Raw genomic sequence first — 16,133 nt, 5'->3', positions numbered from 1 at the left:
CGCGCTCAGCGCCCCTTGCCGGCGTCGCGGGCCGCCCTGGCGGCCCGCGCGGCCTTGGGGTCGATCTTGAGCGGCCGGTAGACCTCCACCCGATCGCCCTCGCGCAGCGGCTGCCGCTCCGGGTCGCGCAGCGCCTTGCCGAAGATCCCCAGCTCGGCCTCGCGGAAGGTGGCCGGCGCCACCTCGGGGAAGTGCTCGTCGAGGCGGGCCAGGGCCACCGCCTGGCGGGGAGTGGTGCCCTCGGGCACCGTCAGCGCGACGATGCGCTGGCGGTGCGGCAGGGCGAAGGCCACCTCGACTCGCAGGTGGGTCGGCGACTCAGCGGCCATAGAGCTCGTCGGCGCGCCGGGTGAAGGAATCCACCAGCTGCCCGGCGACCTGCTGGAAGAGCTTGCCGAAGGCCATGCCCAGCAGCCGGCTGGCGAACTCGAACTCCATCTCCAGGCTCACCTTGCAGGCATCCTCGCCCATCGGCAGGAACAGCCAGCGCCCGCGCAGGCGCTTGAAGGGGCCGTTGACCAGCGACAGCTCGATGCGCTCGGGCTCGTGGAGGTCATTGCGGGTGGTGAAGCTCTGCTCGATACCGGCCCGCCCGAGGGTCATCTCGCCGACCAGGTGCGCCGAGTCCCGCTCGAGCAGCCGGGCGCGCCGACAGCCCGGCAGGAACTCCGGGTAACGTTCGAAATCGTTGACCAGATCGAACATCTCCTGGGGGGTGTGCCGCACCAGGGCGGACCGATTGACCGTTGGCATTGACCTCTCCGCTGACTTCAAGGGGCCCAGGGCGTATCATGAGCGGTTATTTCGGCCTTGAATGGTATCACGCTTCCCCCCATATCGGAGGGGCAGGCCGCCACCGGCAAGACAGAATACGAGGTTCCATGGCCAACAAGAAAGGCAAGGGCAAGGGTCCCGGCAACAACGTCATCGCCCTGAACAAGAAGGCTCGCTTCGAGTACCACATCGACGAGACCTTCGAGGCCGGCCTGGCGCTGGCCGGCTGGGAGGTGAAGAGCATGCGGGCCGGCAAGGCGCAGCTCACCGACACCTACATCCTGGTCAAGAACGGCGAGGCCTGGCTGCTGGGCAGCCATGTCACGCCGCTCAACACCGCCAGCACCCACGAAGTGGCCGACCCGACCCGGACCCGCAAGCTGCTGCTGCACCGCAAGGAGATCGCCAGGATCTTCTCGCGCACGCAGGACAAGGGGCACACCTGCGTGCCGCTCAAGATCTACTGGAAGGGCAACCTGGTGAAGTGCGAGCTGGCACTGGTCACCGGCAAGAAGCTGCACGACAAGCGCGCCACCGAGAAGGATCGCGACTGGCAGCGGCAGAAGGGCCGGATCATGCGTGAACAAAACAAGGGATGAGGTGTCACACGGACGGCCATCCTGATAAGATGGCGATGTAACGGGGGCGACATGGTTTCGACGCCGATGACAACCCCTGAGGTGCATGCCGAGAGCGTGATGTATCTCGTAAATCCAACATCACGATTAAATAGTCGCAAACGACGACAACTACGCTCAGGGCGCGCTGGCAGCTTAAACGCCGCTAGCTTCTAGCCCGGCCCCGAAGTGATGTGCCCATTCATCACGGAGGGGATACGAGCCAAGACTGATGGGATCGCGGCTGGCTTCGTCCTCGCGTCAGCCGTTAAAACTTGGAGGAATCGCGTCGCTGGATCCTGCCCGTCGGAGCCAGAGGCGTTAAACCAAATGACGGAACTAAGCATGTAGAGCCGATGGGCGAGTGTCGGCGGACGCGGGTTCAATTCCCGCCGCCTCCACCAAACAGTCGACGAGAGAAGCACCCTGCGGGGTGCTTCTTTCGTTGGTGACGTAGCTGCTTCACCGACGGGTGTCGGCACTTTCTCGACGATCGGGGGTTCCATGCCCGCCGGCCCCACCCGACGATCGACGAGAGAAGCACCCTACGGGGGCTGCTTTCGTTTGTGTCGGACCGCTTCGCCGACACGTGTCGGCGCTTTCTCGACGATCCGGGGTTCCATTCCCGCTGGCCCCACCCGACGGTCGACGCTGAGAGACACCCTGCGGGGTGCTTCTCTCGTTTGTGTCGGACCACTGGACCCTGAAATTGGCCATCCGGCGGTCCTCGGCACGATAATGAGCCCAGTCGCCCACCCAGACGCCGAGGCCCCATGTCCAGTGCCGCGCCCCTTCCCGCGATCCCCCGCCATGCCGAACCCGACTGGGCGGCGGTCGGCCGCCTGCCCATCGCCGGCAGCGACGAGCCCCTGGTGCCGGTGGGCCTGGCGCCGCCACCGCTCAAGGCCTATCCGGCCTATGCGCGCCTCGGCATCCCCGGCGCGGTAAACGAGTGCTACGTGCGCGAGGCGGTCTACCACCGCCTGCTCGCCGTGGCCCGGGCCCTGCCCGACGGCCTGACCCTGCTGGTGCTGGATGGCTGGCGTCCCTGGCGGGTGCAGCAGTACCTGTTCGAGACGCTCCAGGACATCCTCCACGAGCATCATCCCGAGCTCACCCCGGGCGAACTCGACGCCCGCACCCGGGAGTTCGTGGCCGAGCCGAGCCGCGCCCCCGACCATCCCAGCCCCCATCTCACCGGCGGCGCCGTGGACGTCACCCTGTGCGCTGCCGACGGCCTGCCGCTGGACATGGGCACGCGGTTCGACGAGGCCATCGCGGCCTCCCACAGCGCCGCCCTGGAAGCCCTGGAGGCCCCCGATGCGACCCAGCGCCGGGCCCGCGACAACCGCCGCCGGCTCTACCACGCCATGCGGGCCCAGGGCTTCACCAACCTGCCCAGCGAATGGTGGCACTTCGACCTCGGCGACCAGCTGTGGGCCCACTACGGCGACCATGGCGTGGCGCGCTACGGCCCGGCGGAGCTGGACACCATCGAGAGCCGCTGGCGCCGCCAGCTCTGACTCCCGACACGACGACGCCGGGCCACCGAGGGGCCCGGCGTCGTTCCCGGCGAGACGCGGCTGGCGCGTCAGGCGGCGTTGCGCTTGCCGTCGCAGGCGGCCTGCATGGCCAGGGCGGTATCCAGCATGCGGTTGGAGAAGCCCCACTCGTTGTCGTACCAGGCCATGACCTTGACCAGCTTGCCGTTCACCCGGGTGTGGTTGGCATCGAAGGTGGAGGAGTTGGCGTCATGGTTGAAATCGATGGAGACCAGCGGCTGGGCATTCACCGAGAGCACCGGCGAGGCCGCAGCGGCCTCCGCGACGATGGCATTGATCTCGTCCTTGGTGGTCTCGCGACCGGCATTGAAGGTCAGGTCCACCAGCGAGACGTTGATCACCGGCACGCGTACCGCCAGGCCATCGAAGCGGCCGGCGAGCTCCGGCAGCACCAGACCCACCGCGGCGGCGGCCCCGGTCTTGGTCGGGATCATCGAATGGGTCGCGCTGCGGGCCCGGTAGGGGTCCTTGTGGTAGACGTCGGAGAGGTTCTGGTCGTTGGTATAGGCGTGCACCGTGGTCATCAGGCCGTTCTCGATGCCCACCGTCTCGTGCAGCGCCTTGGCCACCGGCGCCAGGCAGTTGGTGGTGCAGGAAGCATTGGAGACCACCTTGTGCTCGGGCTTGAGCACGTCCTCGTTGACGCCATAGACCACGGTGGCATCGGCATCCGGGCTGGGCGCGGAGATCAGCACCCGGCCGGCACCGGCCTCGAGATGCATGGCGGCGTCATCGCGCTTGGTGAACAGCCCGGTGCACTCCATCACCAGGTCCACGCCCAGGTCCTTCCAGGGCAGTCGCGCGGGGTCACGCTCGGAGATGATCTCGATGCGGTCGCCGTCGACGGCGAGGCTGTGCTCGTCGTGGTCCACCTTGAAGGGGAAGTGGCCATGGACGGTGTCGTGGCGCAGCAGGTGGGCGTTGAGCGCCGGGTCGCCGAGATCGTTGATGGCGACGACCTGCACGCGCTCACGGTAGCCCCCCTCGTACAGGGCGCGAAACACGTTGCGACCGATGCGACCGAAACCGTTGATGGCGATCTTGAGCGTCATGATGTCTTCCTCTCGATCCAGACTTTGCCGTCTTGTGGGATGGGCTGAGCCGAGGAACGGCAGGGCACCGAAGCGTCCCGACATGCCCGCCGGGCGGGCCGACGGCTCATTTGCCCCACAATGTGGCCCACGATGGCGTCGGAAACAAGGTGCATTTCGTAATTTTACAACATTATCATTGGTCCCACTTCTGGCATGAATCTCCTATATGCCTATTAACAAAGGGTTTTGACCAAGAAACATCGCCACGCCGCCGGGATATTAGACCTTCGTCTCAGCCCTGAAATTTAGTAATATCACAACCGATAGCGTATCTTGTCAGGCAGTCCCGCGACCGGCCACGCTCGGCCGCCCGCGCGAGCCCGCATTCCACAGGAGAGCCCGGCATGACTCATCGCCCCATCCCCGTCCGCCGCACCAAGATCGTCGCCACCCTGGGTCCCGCCAGCGACCGGGAGAGCGTGCTCGAGCGGATGATCGCCGCCGGCGTCGACGTGGTGCGCCTCAACTTCTCCCACGGCTCGGCGGACGACCACCGCCGCCGGCTCGCCGCGGTGCGCGAGATCGCCGCCCGGCTGGGCAAGAGCGTCGCCGCCCTGGGTGACCTCCAGGGACCCAAGATCCGCATCGCCCGCTTCCGCGACGGCGCCGTCGAGCTCGCCGAGGGCGCGTCCTTCGTGATCGACGTGGCCCTCGACGGCGAGGCCGGCGACGCCGGCCGGGTCGGCTGCGACTACAAGGCGTTGGCCGACGACGTCACGGCCGGCGACCGCCTGCTGCTCGACGACGGCCGCGTGGTCCTCGACGTCGCCCGGGTCGACGGCAGCGCCATCCACACCCGCGTGGTGGTGGGCGGTGCCCTGTCCAACAACAAGGGCATCAACAAGCAGGGCGGCGGCCTCTCGGCGCCGGCGCTGACCGACAAGGACAAGGCCGACCTCGAGACCGCCATCGCCATCGGCGTGGACTACCTGGCGGTGTCCTTCCCACGCCATGCCGCCGACATGCGCGAGGCCCGCGCGCTGCTCGGCGAGGCCGGCCGCGAGATCGGCCTGGTGGCCAAGCTCGAGCGCGCCGAGGCGGTGGCCGACGACGCCACCCTCGACGGCATCATCGAGGCCAGCGAGGCGGTGATGGTGGCCCGCGGCGATCTCGGCGTGGAGATCGGCGACGCGGCGCTGATCGGCACCCAGAAGCGCATCATCAAGCACGCCCGGACCCTGAACCGCGCGGTGATCACCGCCACCCAGATGATGGAGTCGATGATCGAGGCGCCGCTGCCGACCCGGGCCGAGGTGTTCGACGTGGCCAACGCCGTGCTCGACGCCACCGACGCGGTGATGCTCTCCGCCGAGACCGCCGCCGGCGACTTCCCGGTGGAGACCGTGGAGGCCATGGACCGGGTCTGCCTGGGCGCCGAGCGCGAGCGCAGTGCCCAGGAATCCGGCCACCGCATCCACGAGGGCTTCTCGCGGATCGACGAGACCATCGCCCTGTCGGCGATGTACGCCGCCAATCACCTGGCAGGGGTGGCCGCCATCGCCTGCATGACCGCCACCGGCTACACGCCGCTGATCGCCTCGCGGATCCGCTCGGGGCTGCCGATCGTCGGGCTGGCCCACAACCCCGTCGCCCAGCGGCGCATGGCGTTGTACCGTGGCGTCATCTCGCTGCCCTTCGACACCAGCGAGATGGCCGCCACCGAGCTCAACGACCGCGCCCTGGAGCGGCTGGTGGCCCGGGGCATCGCCGAACCGGGGGATCATGTGATCCTGACCCGCGGCGACCACATGAACGCCCATGGCGGCACCAACACCCTGAGGATCCTCGAGGTGGAGACACAGCATGAGTGAGATCCGTCCGCGGCGGGACGTCCGCCGCACCCTGCCGGCCCGCAAGCGCATCGCCCTGATCGCCCACGATGGCAAGAAGGACGAGATGCTCGACTGGGCCGAACGCTGGCAGGACACCCTGGCCCGGCACCGGCTGGTCGGCACCGGCACCACCGCCACCCGCATCGCCGCGCAGCTGGGGCTCGAGGTGGAGCCCCTGATGAGCGGCCCGCTGGGCGGCGACCAGCAGATCGGCGCACGCATCGCCGAGCAGGGCCTCGACCTGCTGATCTTCTTCTGGGATCCCTTCGCCCCCCAGCCCCACGACCCCGACGTCAAGGCCCTGCTGCGCCTGGCGGCCCTGTGGAACATCCCGGTGGCCTGCAACCCGGCGAGCGCCGACTTCCTGATCAGCTCTCCCTGGCTCGACCAGGACTACGAGATGAGCATCCCCGATGCCGGGGCCTGGATCACCGATCGCAGCAGCACCTGATACCGACCTTCGCCGACGACACGACAACAACGAGAGGGACACCGCATGTTCCAGCTCACCCGCAGCGTCACCTGGCAGGCGCTGAAGCAGCTCCAGGCCCAGACCGCGCAGGACCGCATCCACGACTACTTCGCCGCCGACCCCCGGCGCTTCGACAAGATGAGCCTGCGCGTCGGCGGGCTCTTCCTCGACTACTCCAAGCACCTCATCTCCGATGCCGTGCTCGACACGCTCCTCGAGCTGGCCGACCACTCGGCGCTGGTCCAGCGCCGCGCCCAGATGTTCTCCGGCGACATCATCAACGTCACCGAGGACCGCCCGGTGCTGCACACCGCCCTGCGCAACCTCGGCGAGGGCCCGCTGATGGTCGACGGCCAGGACGTGATGCCCGAGATCCACCGCACCCGCGAGCAGATCCAGCGCTTCTCCGAGGCGGTGCGCAGCGGCGAATGGAAGGGCCACAGCGGCCAGCGCATCAGGGACGTCGTCAACATCGGCATCGGCGGCTCCGACCTCGGCCCCAACATGGCCTGCCGGGCGCTGCTCAAGTACCGCCATCCCGAGCTCAACTTCCACTTCGTCTCCAACGTCGACGGCACCCATATCCAGAAGGTGCTGTCGCGCCTCGACCCGGCCACCACCCTGTTCATCGTCTCCACCAAGACCTTCTCCACCCAGGAGACGCTGCTCAACGCCAAGACCGCCCGGCGCTGGTTCCTGGAACAGGCCGGCGAGGACGCCGACGTCGGCGCCCACTTCGTCGCCGCCTCCACCAACCGCCAGGCGGCCATGGCCTTCGGCATCCGCGAGGAGAACGTCTTCGAGTTCTGGGCCTGGGTCGGCGGGCGCTATTCCATGTGGTCGTCGATCGGCCTGCCCATCGCCCTGGCCATCGGCTTCGACGGCTTCATGGAGATGCTGGAGGGCGCCTATGCCATGGACCAGCACTTCCTGACCGCGCCCAACGCCGCCAACATGCCGGTGCTGATGGCGCTGATCGGCATCTGGTACATCAACTTCCAGGGCGCCGAGACCCAGGCCATCGTGCCCTACGACCAGGCCCTGCATCAGCTGCCGGCCTTCCTCCAGCAGCTCGACATGGAGTCCAACGGCAAGTCGGTGGACATCTTCGGCCGCCCGGTGGACTACAAGACCGGGCCCATCGTCTGGGGCCAGACCGGCTCCAACGGCCAGCACGCCTTCTTCCAGCTGCTCCACCAGGGCACCCGCTACGTGCCCATCGACTTCATCGCCTCCTTGAAGCCGGAACCGGGCGTCGAGGACCATCACTTCGCCCTGCTCACCAACATGCTGGCCCAGGCCAACGCCTTCATGGAGGGCAGCCAGGGCGGCAGCGACCTCGACCCCTACAGCTGCCCGGGCAACCGCCCCTCCAGCACCCTGCTGCTCGACGAGCTGACGCCGAAGAACCTCGGCGCGCTGATCGCGCTGTACGAGCACAAGGTGTTCGTCCAGGGGGTGATCTGGAACATCAACTCCTTCGACCAGTGGGGCGTGCAGCTCGGCAAGCGCATCGCCGGCGAGATCAGCGAGCGCATCGACGAGCACAGCCAGGACTTCGACGGCTCCACCCAGGGCCTGCTCGAGCTGGTCCGCGCGCACTTCCCCGGTCACGGCACCGCGACGCGAGAAGCCCCGCCGCGGGATGCCCCGACGCCCGACGCCGCCAAGCCCAGGGGCAAGCGCCGCAAGGCCTCCTCCTGAGCCGCCGGGCCGCGCCTCAGCGGGTCGGGCGCCCGACCCGCTGCCCCCACCAGGCGGCGGCGAGCCATAGCGGCACGCTGCCCAGGCCGTAGGCCAGGGCCAGCCAGGGGCGCGAGGCCTCCAGCAGGTAGAGCGTCTCGAGCCCGAACAGCGAGAAGGTGGTGAAGCCGCCGCAGAAGCCGGCGACCAGGAAGGGCTGCCAGCGGGCGGCGCGCCCGGTGATGCGATGGGAGGCCCGGGCGACGAAGGCGGCGATCAGCCAGGAACCGGCCAGGTTGACGGCGAGGGTGCCCCACAGGAAGGCGCTGCCGAGCCCCTGCAGCACGCCCAGCGAGACCAGGTAGCGCAGCACCGCGCCCAGGCCACTGCCCAGCCCCACCGCCAGATAGCCCCGCCAGCTCGTCATGCACCGCCTCCCGCCAGCCACCAGCCCGCGGCCGCGGCGATCACCCCCAGCCCCAGGGTGGCCAGGCCATTGGCCAGGGCCGCCGCTGCGCGGCCTGCCTGCCACAGGCTGAGGGTCTGCAGGCTGAAGGAGGACACGGTAGTGAAGCCCCCCAGGCCCCCGACCGCCAGGCCCAGCCAGGCCGGCGAGTCGCCGGGCGGCCAGCCGAGGCGCGCGGCCAGCGCGCCGAGGGCCAGGGTCCCGCTCAGGTTGACCATCAGGGTGCCCCAGGGAAAGGCCCGCCCCAGCCATCGCGCGGTCAGCTCGGTCACGGCCAGGCGCGCCATGCCGCCCAGCGCCCCGCCCATCGCCACCAGTCCCAGGCTTGCCAACCCCATGTATCCGTCTCCCTGACGCCTTCGTGTCGATGCTAGCCGAGCCCGGTGCCGGCCACAAAAAAACGCCACCCGGGGCCGGGTGGCGAGCGATAATGCTTGCCTTGCAGGGGGATAGGAGGCATTCAGGCAATGCCTGCCAGTAAATATGACACAATATCGCAATCATGTACAATTCTCGTACACTACCCTGAAGGCTCATCGAGGCCCGACACCTCCGGCCATGGTAGCCTGACGACGACATCCTCGCCCTATCCACGCCCAGACACGGAGGCCCAAGCGTGCGCACCAGACGACTCCTCTCCCTGGCCAGCGGCTGGCTGCTGGCCATCCTGATGCTGGCCGCCCTCCCGGCCATGGCCCAATCGACCGACGGGGGAGGCCAGGCCCCGGCCAATGCCACCCTGGCCAACCTCCTCGAGAATCCCGAGACGCGCCAGCAGCTGATCGACCAGTTGCGCGGGGCGGCCAGCGAGTCCGAGGCCGCCACGAGCGAGGCGGCGTCGCCGTCGCTGCCCCGCCAGCTGGCCGAGACCACCAGCCGCATCGTCGGCGAGCTGGGCAGCCAGCTCGGCCAGGTCGTCGACGCCGTGAGCGGCCTGTTCGCGGCCTCCCCGAGCACCTTCGACCTGCCCAGCTTCACCACTGCGGCCATCAACCTGGGGCTGGTGATCCTCGCCACGGTCGCGCTGTTCTTCGCCGTTCGCCGCCTGGCCCGGCCCCTGTTCACCCGCCTCAGCCAGTGGTCGCTGACCGGCCAGGGCCTCCAGCCGCTGCTGCGCCTGGTACTCAGCGTGGGCGTGGCGGTGGTGATCGATGCCCTGGTGGTCGCGCTGGCCTATGTCGGCGGCAACCTGGTCGCCACCTTCGCGGTGGGCGAGAGCGGTGAGCTGTCGACCCGCGCCTCGCTGTTCCTCAACGCCTTCCTGGTGATCGAGCTGCTCAAGGCCGCGGTGCGCATGCTCTTCGCCTCCCGCTACGAGGGCCTGCGCCTGCTGCCCATCGCCGCCGCCGACGCCGCCTACTGGAACCGCTGGATCGCACGCCTGATCGGGCTGACCGGCTATGGCCTGATGGTGGTGGTGCCGCTGGTCAACGCCTACCTGTCGCCGGCGCTCGGCGAGGGGATCGGCACCCTGATCATGATCGGCGCCTATGTCTACGCCGTGGCCGTGGTGCTGCGCAACCGCCGGCGGCTGCGCGACGCCCTGAACCACAAGGCCGGCCAGACCACCATGGCCGCCAGCCGGGTATCGCTGCAGCTGTTCGCCCGCACCTGGCACCTCTTCGCCCTGGCCTACTTCACCATGGTGCTGGTGCTGACCCTGACGCGGCCGGAGGATGCCCTGCCCTTCGTGCTGTTCGCCACCCTGCAGACCCTGGCCGCCGTGCTGGTGGGCATGCTGGTGTCGAGCCTCCTGACCCAGACCATCGGCCGGCGGATCCGCCTCTCCGATGACCTGCGCCGCAAGCTGCCGATGCTCGAGGCGCGCCTCAACCGCTACGTGCCCAATGCCCTGCGCGTCATCCGCATGGTGATCCTCGCCGTCGTGGTGATGGTCGTGCTGAGTGCCTGGGGCGCCTTCGACCTGGGCGCCTGGTACGCTTCCGAGGCGGGACGCAGCCTGGTCGGCAAGGGCGTGAGCGTGTTCGTGATCCTGGCGATCGCCGCGGCCGTCTGGATGGGCCTGGCCAGCCTGATCGAGCACAAGCTCAACCCCGAGACCGGCGGCGGCGTGCCCTCGGCCCGGACCCAGACGCTGCTGTCGCTGTTCCGCAATGCCCTGGCCATCGCCCTGATCACCATGACGGCGATGATCGTGCTCGCCGAGATCGGCATCAACATCGGCCCGCTGATCGCCGGTGCCGGCGTGCTGGGCCTGGCCATCGGCTTCGGCTCCCAGAAGCTGGTGCAGGACATCATCACCGGGGTCTTCATCCAGGTGGAGAACGCCATGAACACCGGCGACGTGATCACCGTGGGGGGCATCACCGGGGTGGCCGAGAAGCTCAGCATCCGCTCGGTGGGCATTCGCGACCTCAGCGGCACCTACCACATCGTGCCCTTCTCCAGCGTCGACACCGTCTCCAACTACATGCGCGACTTCGCCTACCACGTCGGGGAGTACGGCATCGCCTATCGCGAGAGCATCGACGAGGCGATCCAGGCCCTGAACGAGGCCTTCGAGGCGCTCCGGGAAGACGAGGAGCACAAGGGCAAGCTGCTCGAGCCGCTGGAGGTCGCCGGCGTGATCGCGCTGGCCGACAGCTCCGTGAACATCCGCGTGCGCATCAAGACCACGCCGGGAGACCAGTGGGCCGTGGGCCGCGCCTACAACCGCCTGGTCAAGCTGCATCTCGACGCGGCCGGCATCGAGATCCCCTTCCCCCATACCACCCTCTACTTCGGCGAGGACAAGGCCGGCGGCGCCCCGCCGGCCAACGTGCGGGTCATCCGCCAGCAGGCGCGCGAACGCGCCGCCGCCTCGACCGACGAAGATCCCGCGGTGGCCGCCGACACCCAGGCCCCCCAGGAGGTCCACAACCAGGAAGAGTACGACGGCGAGACGTAACCACCGTCACCCACGCCAACGCAAGAGGGGCTGCCGTCCGGCAGCCCCTCTTCATGGTGGGTCGGGCGCGGGCGATCCTCAGGACGCCGCCTTGGCCGACTTCGCCGGCGTGTCCTCCGGCTCGGTGGGCTGGGGCAGCGAGGGCAGCGACCTGTCGAGCAGCTCGACGCTCTGCCGGTAGTACAGCTGGCTCTTGTTGTGCTCGCCCAGGTTGGCATAGAGCCGGGCCAGCTCGGCGCAGACCACGCCGCTGGGCCGCTGGCGCTGGCTGGCCTCGAAGTATTCCTGGGCCTTGCCCCAGTAGGCGTTGCGCAGCGAGAGCCGGCCCAGGGTGAGCAGCAGATCCGGGTCGTTGGGCCGCTCCTGCAGCCACTTCTCGGCCACCACCAGCTGGCGCGCCGCATCCACCTCGAGCAGCCCGTAGCGCAGCACCAGGCGGCTGTCCCAGTGCTCCTTGAGGGAGTGGCGCAGCAGCCGCTCGGCGATGCCCTCCTCGTTGCCGCGCACCAGCGCCTCGGCATAGAGCACGATCAGGTCGACGTTGCCGCGCAGGTGGTCGGGCATGTCGGCCCAGAGGCTGCGCACCCGCTCGATGTCACCGGGCTGGCGGGCCTCCTGGGAGATTAGCTCGCGATAGGCGCGCTGCTCGAGCTGCTCGCGCTCCTCCCGGGAGATCAGGTGCTGCACGCCGAGGCGCGGCATCAGCCGGCGCAGGCCGTCCCAGTCGCTGAGGCTGATATAGGCCTGCTTGAGCTGCTTGAGCACCTGCGGGTGATTGGGCAGGTGGCGATCGAGGCGGGTGAGGATCGCCAGGGCCTCCTCGTACTGCTGGCGGTCCAGCATCAGCTGGGCCTGCATCAGGCCCACCGCGGTGTCGGCGCCCTCGGTACTGAGGTGGGCACGCTTGAGCAAGGTGTCGGCCTGCTCGTAGCGCCCCTGGTAGTGGGCCGCCAGGGCGGCGGAGAGGTAGTTGACCAGCGGCGTGCTGGAATCGTCGGCGGCCTTGACCAGGGCCTTCTCGGCGCGCTTCCAGCGCCCCTCGGCCAGCGCCACCAGGCCGCGCACGGTGCGCCGCATGGCGGTGCGGTTGCGCGAGCGGCTGTTCCACACCTTGAAGCGGGTCACCGGGCGCGAGAGGCGCATCAGCAGCCGCAGGCCGAAATGCACCACCACGAAGGCCGCCAGCAGCAGCACCAGGCCGAACCAGAAGGAGGTCTGCACCGAGGTATCGCCCACGCGTACCAGCCAGTAGCCGGGCACCGACATCATCAGTTGGCCGAACAGGGCCCCGACCGCGAGCCCCAGGACCACGAGCAGGATCAGCTTTCTCATGCCTCATCTCCCTGGCCGCCGTTGTCGGCCTCGAAGCGGTGCTCGATGAAGCTCGCCAGCGCCTGCTGGGAGCCGCTGATGTCCGGCAGTTCCGGGCGGATGGCGCGGCCCTTGAGCTCCTCGAGGCGCGACAGCACCGCCTGGACGCCGCTGTCGTCGGTGTCGTAGTAGCCCTGGATCAGGGTCAGGGCCTTCTCGAGGCTGGCCTCAAAGAGCGGCGGCTCCTCCTTGAGCAGCGCCAGCTGGGCCTGCTCCAGGACCAGGCGCACGCTCTGTCGCAGGTAGGACTCCTGCTCCGGCGAGATCAGCGCCTCGAGCGCCTCGTCGTGCTGGCGGACCGTGACCAGGTCCTTGAGCTCGCCGCCGAAGCGCGCCAGCTGCGACTGCCAGCCGCCGGAGGGTGCCTCCTCGATGGTCGAGTCGGCGGCGATCTCCTCGATGTCCTGGGCCAGCGGGCGACCGGCGATCTGCTCCTGCTGGGCGTTCAGCGCCAGATAGAGGCCGGTGCGGTCGACGCGGGGCACGGATTCCAGCGCGGCCAGCTCGGAGGCGATCTCGCGGCGCACCGGCATCAGCGCCGGGTTGTCGGCCTCGCGCAGCCGCTCGTCGGCGGTGCGCAGCAGGGCGGCGGCCCCCTGGACGTCGCGTTCCAGCTGCAGGCGCTGGTTGGCCAGGCGCAGCAGGTAGGCGGCCTCGGCATGCAGCCAGTCGCGCTCGTCGGTCTGCTGCTCGCTGGACAGCTCCTGGAGCACCTTGTCCAGGGTCTGGTCGACGTCCTGGCGATAGTCGGAGAAGTCGCTGCGCAGCGTGCTCACCGCCTCGTCCAGCGCGGCATTGCGCTGCTGCTCGCCACTCTCCAGGCGCCCCGCGAGGTCGTCCAGCGCCGACTGGCTGGCCGCCTGGGCCGGCAGGGCGGCCAGGCGCTGTTGCTGGGCGTCCAGCTTCTGCCAGACCTGCCAGCCGAACAGCGCGCCGCCTGCGCCCAGCAGGACCACCAGGCCCAGGGCGACCGCCCCGGTCTTGCTGCCCTTGCCGGAGCCGCCCCGGCCGCCGCCGCCTCCCGGGGTCCCGGCGGCGCCCTGGCCGGCGGACGCCGGCTGGGCCTTGGCGTCGCCGCCCGAGGCCTTGCTGGACGTGGCCTTGGCGCCGCTGGAGGAAGAGGAGGAAGCGGCGGCCTTGGCGGTATCGCGCTTGGCGGCGGCGGCATCGGTCGCCTTGCCGGACGTGCTCCTGGTCCCGTCAGCGGCGCTATCGGAGACCTTGGCGGAGGACGCCGAGGCATCGGTCGCCTTGCCGGCCTCGCGCTTGGCGGCGTCGGCCTCGGCGGGATCGGCGGCCTTGGCCGCCGCGGCCGCCTGGCCCGTCTCGCCGGGCTTGTCGCCGGCCGGGGTGGCCTGGCTTTCGCTCGTGGACGTCGTCGAAGAGGGCCTGGCGTCGGCCTTCGCCTCGGCGGTGGCGTGGTGCGCCGCCGAGCCGCTGCCCTTGCCACGACGCCGCGAGCGGCGCGACGATGAGCCGCCGCCCTTGCCGGCCTCGGCGCCCGTTCCCGTCGTCGCCGAGTCGGCGCCGCCCTGGGCGTCGCCGGACGGCGTCTGTTGTTCGTCCTGATCGTGTTGTTGCTTGCTCATGTGTCGCTAGCCCTTTTCGAGATCGTCATGATCGACATCGGCCCTCTCCGAGTCCCTGGCCCTGGCCACGGCGGCCGCCAGCGCGTCGGGCGTGGCGCCCGACGCCACGACGGGAAGACGAAACCCCAGTGTGCCGGCCAGTGTAGCCAACCGGGTACTGGACACGATTAGCGGTTGGCTCAAGGCGGCCTGTGAGCACCATCTTGCCAGATGTTCGAGGATTTCTCCGCTACTCACCACCAACGCCTGATAGTCGCCGCCCGCCAGCCGACGCCGCAAGGTCGGCGACGGCTCGAGCAGGCGACGCCGGTACACCGCCAGGCGCGTCAGGCGGGCGCCCCGGGCGGCCAGAGTCTCGGCCATCAGGGCCCGTCCCCCCTCGCCGGCCACCAGCAGCAGACGCTGCCCGGCGAGCCGCTGCAGCGAGCCGAGCGCGAGCAGCGCCTCGCTGGTGTCCTCGCCGCCGGCCGCCGGCAGGTGCACCCGCACGCCCAACTGGCGATGCAGGGTGGCGGCCGTGGCGGCGCCCACGGCGTAGTAGTCGATGCCTACGGGGAGCTGTGGCCAGTAACGGTCCAGCGCCTCGGCGAGACACTCGGCGGCGAAGGGGCTGACCACCACCACGCGCCGGAACTGGTCGAAGTCCAGCCAGGTGGCACGCTGCTCCGGGGTCTCGGGCAGCGGCTCGAGGACCATGGCCTCGCCCCGCTCGACGGCAAAGCCCGCGGCGGCGATGGCCTCGGCCAGCGCCGCCGCCCTCGGTCCGGGGCGGCAGATCAGTACCGGCGGCGTCGCCATCAGCCGGCGCCGTAGACCTCGGCGAGAATCTCGCCGGCGCCCATGTCCAGCAGTTCCTCCGCCACGCGGATGCCCAGCGCCTCGGGCTCGTGGAGGGAGCCGCGACCCTCGGCGCGCAGCACCTCGGTGCCCTCCGGGTTGCCCACCAGAGCGCGCAGCCAGAGGGTCTCGCCATCGTCCTCGAACACCGCGTGGCCGGCGATGGGCACCTGGCAGCCGCCCTCGAGGCGGGTGTTCATGGCGCGCTCCGCGCGGACCCGGGTCGCGGTGGCCGGGTCATCCAGCGGCGCCAGCAGCGAGATCAGCTCGGCATCGTGCATGCGGCACTCGATGCCCAGGGCACCCTGGCCACAGGCCGGCAGGCAGACCTCCGGCGGCAGCTCCATGGTGATGCGCGCCTCGAGGCCCAGCCGCTTGAGGCCCGCGGTGGCCAGCAGGATGGCGTCGTAGTCGCCAGCATCGAGCTTGCCCAGGCGGGTCTGGACATTGCCGCGCAGGTTGAGCACCTGGAGGTCGGGGCGCGCCTCGCGCATCTGCAGGCCGCGGCGCAGGCTGGAGGTGCCGATGCGCGCCCCCTCGGGCAGCTCGTCCAGGGAGGCGTAGTGGTTGGAGACGAAGGCGTCGGTGGGCTCGGCCCCCTCGAGGATCACCGACAGGCCGAGACTCTCGGGGAAATGCATGGGCACATCCTTCATGGAGTGCACGGCGATGTCGGCACGCCCATCGAGCATCGCTTCCTCGAGCTCCTTGACGAACAGCCCCTTGCCACCGACCTTGGCCAGCGGCGTGTCGAGGATCTTGTCGCCCCGGGTGGCCATGGCCACCAGTTCGACCTTGAGCCCCGGATGGGTCGCCATCAGGCGGTCGCGGACATGTTCGGCCTGCCACATGGCCAGTTGACTCTTGCGCGTGGCGATACGCAGCGTTTCGATGGCTTGCACGTGGTTCTCCCCGTCCCGGTTCGCTT

Annotated in this window: 15 protein-coding genes and 1 other RNA gene; 7 read left to right on the top strand and 9 right to left on the bottom strand. The window is 69.6% G+C overall.

Annotated elements, in window-relative coordinates; genetic code table 11:
• Nucleotides 1-5: 5 nt before the first annotated feature.
• Both OCT48_RS00770 and OCT48_RS00765 read right to left on the bottom strand, forming a co-directional pair.
• Nucleotides 6-329 (bottom strand): RnfH family protein, encoded by a 324-nt coding sequence (locus OCT48_RS00770; protein ID WP_263590909.1) that lies wholly within the window; start codon nt 327-329, stop codon nt 6-8.
• Nucleotides 319-753 (bottom strand): type II toxin-antitoxin system RatA family toxin, encoded by a 435-nt coding sequence (locus OCT48_RS00765; protein WP_183385330.1) that lies wholly within the window; start codon nt 751-753, stop codon nt 319-321. Before OCT48_RS00765 ends, OCT48_RS00770 begins: the two co-directional genes overlap by 11 nt.
• A gap of 128 nt (nt 754-881) precedes the next feature.
• Here OCT48_RS00765 and smpB point away from each other — a divergent pair, with 128 nt between their 5' ends.
• The 3 genes from smpB (at nt 882) to OCT48_RS00750 (ending at nt 2,914) form a co-directional block, all read left to right on the top strand.
• Nucleotides 882-1,373: an SsrA-binding protein SmpB gene (gene smpB / locus OCT48_RS00760; RefSeq protein ID WP_263590908.1), complete on the top strand. Its 492-nt coding sequence runs from the start codon at nt 882-884 to the stop codon at nt 1,371-1,373.
• Between the two features lie 42 nt (nt 1,374-1,415).
• Nucleotides 1,416-1,795, top strand: a transfer-messenger RNA (tmRNA) gene (ssrA, locus tag OCT48_RS00755).
• A gap of 369 nt (nt 1,796-2,164) precedes the next feature.
• Nucleotides 2,165-2,914, top strand: coding sequence for a M15 family metallopeptidase (locus tag OCT48_RS00750; protein ID WP_263590907.1), 750 nt, complete (start codon nt 2,165-2,167; stop codon nt 2,912-2,914).
• 68 nt (nt 2,915-2,982) lie between these two features.
• Here OCT48_RS00750 and gap read toward each other — a convergent pair whose 3' ends face one another.
• Complete coding sequence (gene gap, locus OCT48_RS00745) at nt 2,983-4,005, bottom strand: type I glyceraldehyde-3-phosphate dehydrogenase (RefSeq protein WP_263590906.1); 1,023 nt, start codon at nt 4,003-4,005, stop codon at nt 2,983-2,985.
• Nucleotides 4,006-4,391: 386 nt separating this feature from the next.
• On the opposite strand from gap, the gene pyk reads away from it, so the two are divergent.
• From pyk to pgi, 3 genes are read left to right on the top strand one after another with little or no spacing between them, the layout of a single operon-like run.
• The gene (gene pyk, locus OCT48_RS00740) at nt 4,392-5,858 is read left to right on the top strand and encodes a pyruvate kinase (protein ID WP_263590905.1); all 1,467 of its coding nucleotides are present in this window, start codon (nt 4,392-4,394) and stop codon (nt 5,856-5,858) included.
• On the top strand, nt 5,851-6,330 hold the full coding sequence (locus tag OCT48_RS00735) for a methylglyoxal synthase (RefSeq protein WP_263590904.1): 480 nt from the start codon (nt 5,851-5,853) through the stop codon (nt 6,328-6,330). Before pyk ends, OCT48_RS00735 begins: the two co-directional genes overlap by 8 nt.
• Nucleotides 6,331-6,375: 45 nt before the next feature.
• Nucleotides 6,376-8,055 (top strand): glucose-6-phosphate isomerase, encoded by a 1,680-nt coding sequence (gene pgi, locus OCT48_RS00730; RefSeq protein WP_263590903.1) that lies wholly within the window; start codon nt 6,376-6,378, stop codon nt 8,053-8,055.
• A gap of 16 nt (nt 8,056-8,071) precedes the next feature.
• Here the strand turns inward: pgi and OCT48_RS00725 are convergent, their stop codons facing one another.
• Both OCT48_RS00725 and OCT48_RS00720 read right to left on the bottom strand, forming a co-directional pair.
• Nucleotides 8,072-8,461 (bottom strand): fluoride efflux transporter FluC, encoded by a 390-nt coding sequence (locus OCT48_RS00725; protein ID WP_263590902.1) that lies wholly within the window; start codon nt 8,459-8,461, stop codon nt 8,072-8,074.
• Nucleotides 8,458-8,838, bottom strand: a complete 381-nt coding sequence (locus tag OCT48_RS00720; RefSeq protein WP_263590901.1) for a CrcB family protein — start codon at nt 8,836-8,838, stop codon at nt 8,458-8,460. Before OCT48_RS00720 ends, OCT48_RS00725 begins: the two co-directional genes overlap by 4 nt.
• A gap of 332 nt (nt 8,839-9,170) precedes the next feature.
• Between OCT48_RS00720 and OCT48_RS00715 the strand changes: the two genes are divergently transcribed.
• Nucleotides 9,171-11,408, top strand: a complete 2,238-nt coding sequence (locus tag OCT48_RS00715; protein WP_263592550.1) for a mechanosensitive ion channel domain-containing protein — start codon at nt 9,171-9,173, stop codon at nt 11,406-11,408.
• A 78-nt stretch (nt 11,409-11,486) separates the two neighbouring features.
• Here OCT48_RS00715 and OCT48_RS00710 read toward each other — a convergent pair whose 3' ends face one another.
• From OCT48_RS00710 to hemC, 4 genes are read right to left on the bottom strand one after another with little or no spacing between them, the layout of a single operon-like run.
• On the bottom strand, nt 11,487-12,740 hold the full coding sequence (locus OCT48_RS00710; RefSeq protein ID WP_263590900.1) for a heme biosynthesis HemY N-terminal domain-containing protein: 1,254 nt from the start codon (nt 12,738-12,740) through the stop codon (nt 11,487-11,489).
• On the bottom strand, nt 12,737-14,368 hold the full coding sequence (locus OCT48_RS00705; protein WP_263590899.1) for a uroporphyrinogen-III C-methyltransferase: 1,632 nt from the start codon (nt 14,366-14,368) through the stop codon (nt 12,737-12,739). Before OCT48_RS00705 ends, OCT48_RS00710 begins: the two co-directional genes overlap by 4 nt.
• A gap of 6 nt (nt 14,369-14,374) precedes the next feature.
• Complete coding sequence (locus OCT48_RS00700; protein WP_263590898.1) at nt 14,375-15,166, bottom strand: uroporphyrinogen-III synthase; 792 nt, start codon at nt 15,164-15,166, stop codon at nt 14,375-14,377.
• On the bottom strand, nt 15,166-16,107 hold the full coding sequence (gene hemC, locus OCT48_RS00695; RefSeq protein WP_263590897.1) for a hydroxymethylbilane synthase: 942 nt from the start codon (nt 16,105-16,107) through the stop codon (nt 15,166-15,168). The genes OCT48_RS00700 and hemC overlap by 1 nt, the downstream gene beginning before the upstream one ends.
• Nucleotides 16,108-16,133: the final 26 nt, after the last annotated feature.

Source organism: Halomonas sp. M4R1S46 (assembly GCF_025725685.1).
Lineage (GTDB): Bacteria > Pseudomonadota > Gammaproteobacteria > Pseudomonadales > Halomonadaceae > Halomonas.
The sequence above is the reverse complement of the archived record's forward strand: the minus strand, read 5'-3'. Positions and strand labels throughout refer to the sequence as shown.

Excerpts from the sequence above, each read along its gene's own strand:
- OCT48_RS00770 (WP_263590909.1), bottom strand. The coding sequence starts at position 329 with ATGGCCGCTGAGTCGCCGACCCACCTGCGAGTCGAGGTGGCCTTCGCC.
- OCT48_RS00765 (WP_183385330.1), bottom strand. The coding sequence starts at position 753 with ATGCCAACGGTCAATCGGTCCGCCCTGGTGCGGCACACCCCCCAGGAG.
- smpB (WP_263590908.1), top strand. The coding sequence starts at position 882 with ATGGCCAACAAGAAAGGCAAGGGCAAGGGTCCCGGCAACAACGTCATC.
- OCT48_RS00750 (WP_263590907.1), top strand. The coding sequence starts at position 2,165 with ATGTCCAGTGCCGCGCCCCTTCCCGCGATCCCCCGCCATGCCGAACCC.
- gap (WP_263590906.1), bottom strand. The coding sequence starts at position 4,005 with ATGACGCTCAAGATCGCCATCAACGGTTTCGGTCGCATCGGTCGCAAC.
- pyk (WP_263590905.1), top strand. The coding sequence starts at position 4,392 with ATGACTCATCGCCCCATCCCCGTCCGCCGCACCAAGATCGTCGCCACC.
- OCT48_RS00735 (WP_263590904.1), top strand. The coding sequence starts at position 5,851 with ATGAGTGAGATCCGTCCGCGGCGGGACGTCCGCCGCACCCTGCCGGCC.
- pgi (WP_263590903.1), top strand. The coding sequence starts at position 6,376 with ATGTTCCAGCTCACCCGCAGCGTCACCTGGCAGGCGCTGAAGCAGCTC.
- OCT48_RS00725 (WP_263590902.1), bottom strand. The coding sequence starts at position 8,461 with ATGACGAGCTGGCGGGGCTATCTGGCGGTGGGGCTGGGCAGTGGCCTG.
- OCT48_RS00720 (WP_263590901.1), bottom strand. The coding sequence starts at position 8,838 with ATGGGGTTGGCAAGCCTGGGACTGGTGGCGATGGGCGGGGCGCTGGGC.
- OCT48_RS00715 (WP_263592550.1), top strand. The coding sequence starts at position 9,171 with ATGCTGGCCGCCCTCCCGGCCATGGCCCAATCGACCGACGGGGGAGGC.
- OCT48_RS00710 (WP_263590900.1), bottom strand. The coding sequence starts at position 12,740 with ATGAGAAAGCTGATCCTGCTCGTGGTCCTGGGGCTCGCGGTCGGGGCC.
- OCT48_RS00705 (WP_263590899.1), bottom strand. The coding sequence starts at position 14,368 with ATGAGCAAGCAACAACACGATCAGGACGAACAACAGACGCCGTCCGGC.
- OCT48_RS00700 (WP_263590898.1), bottom strand. The coding sequence starts at position 15,166 with ATGGCGACGCCGCCGGTACTGATCTGCCGCCCCGGACCGAGGGCGGCG.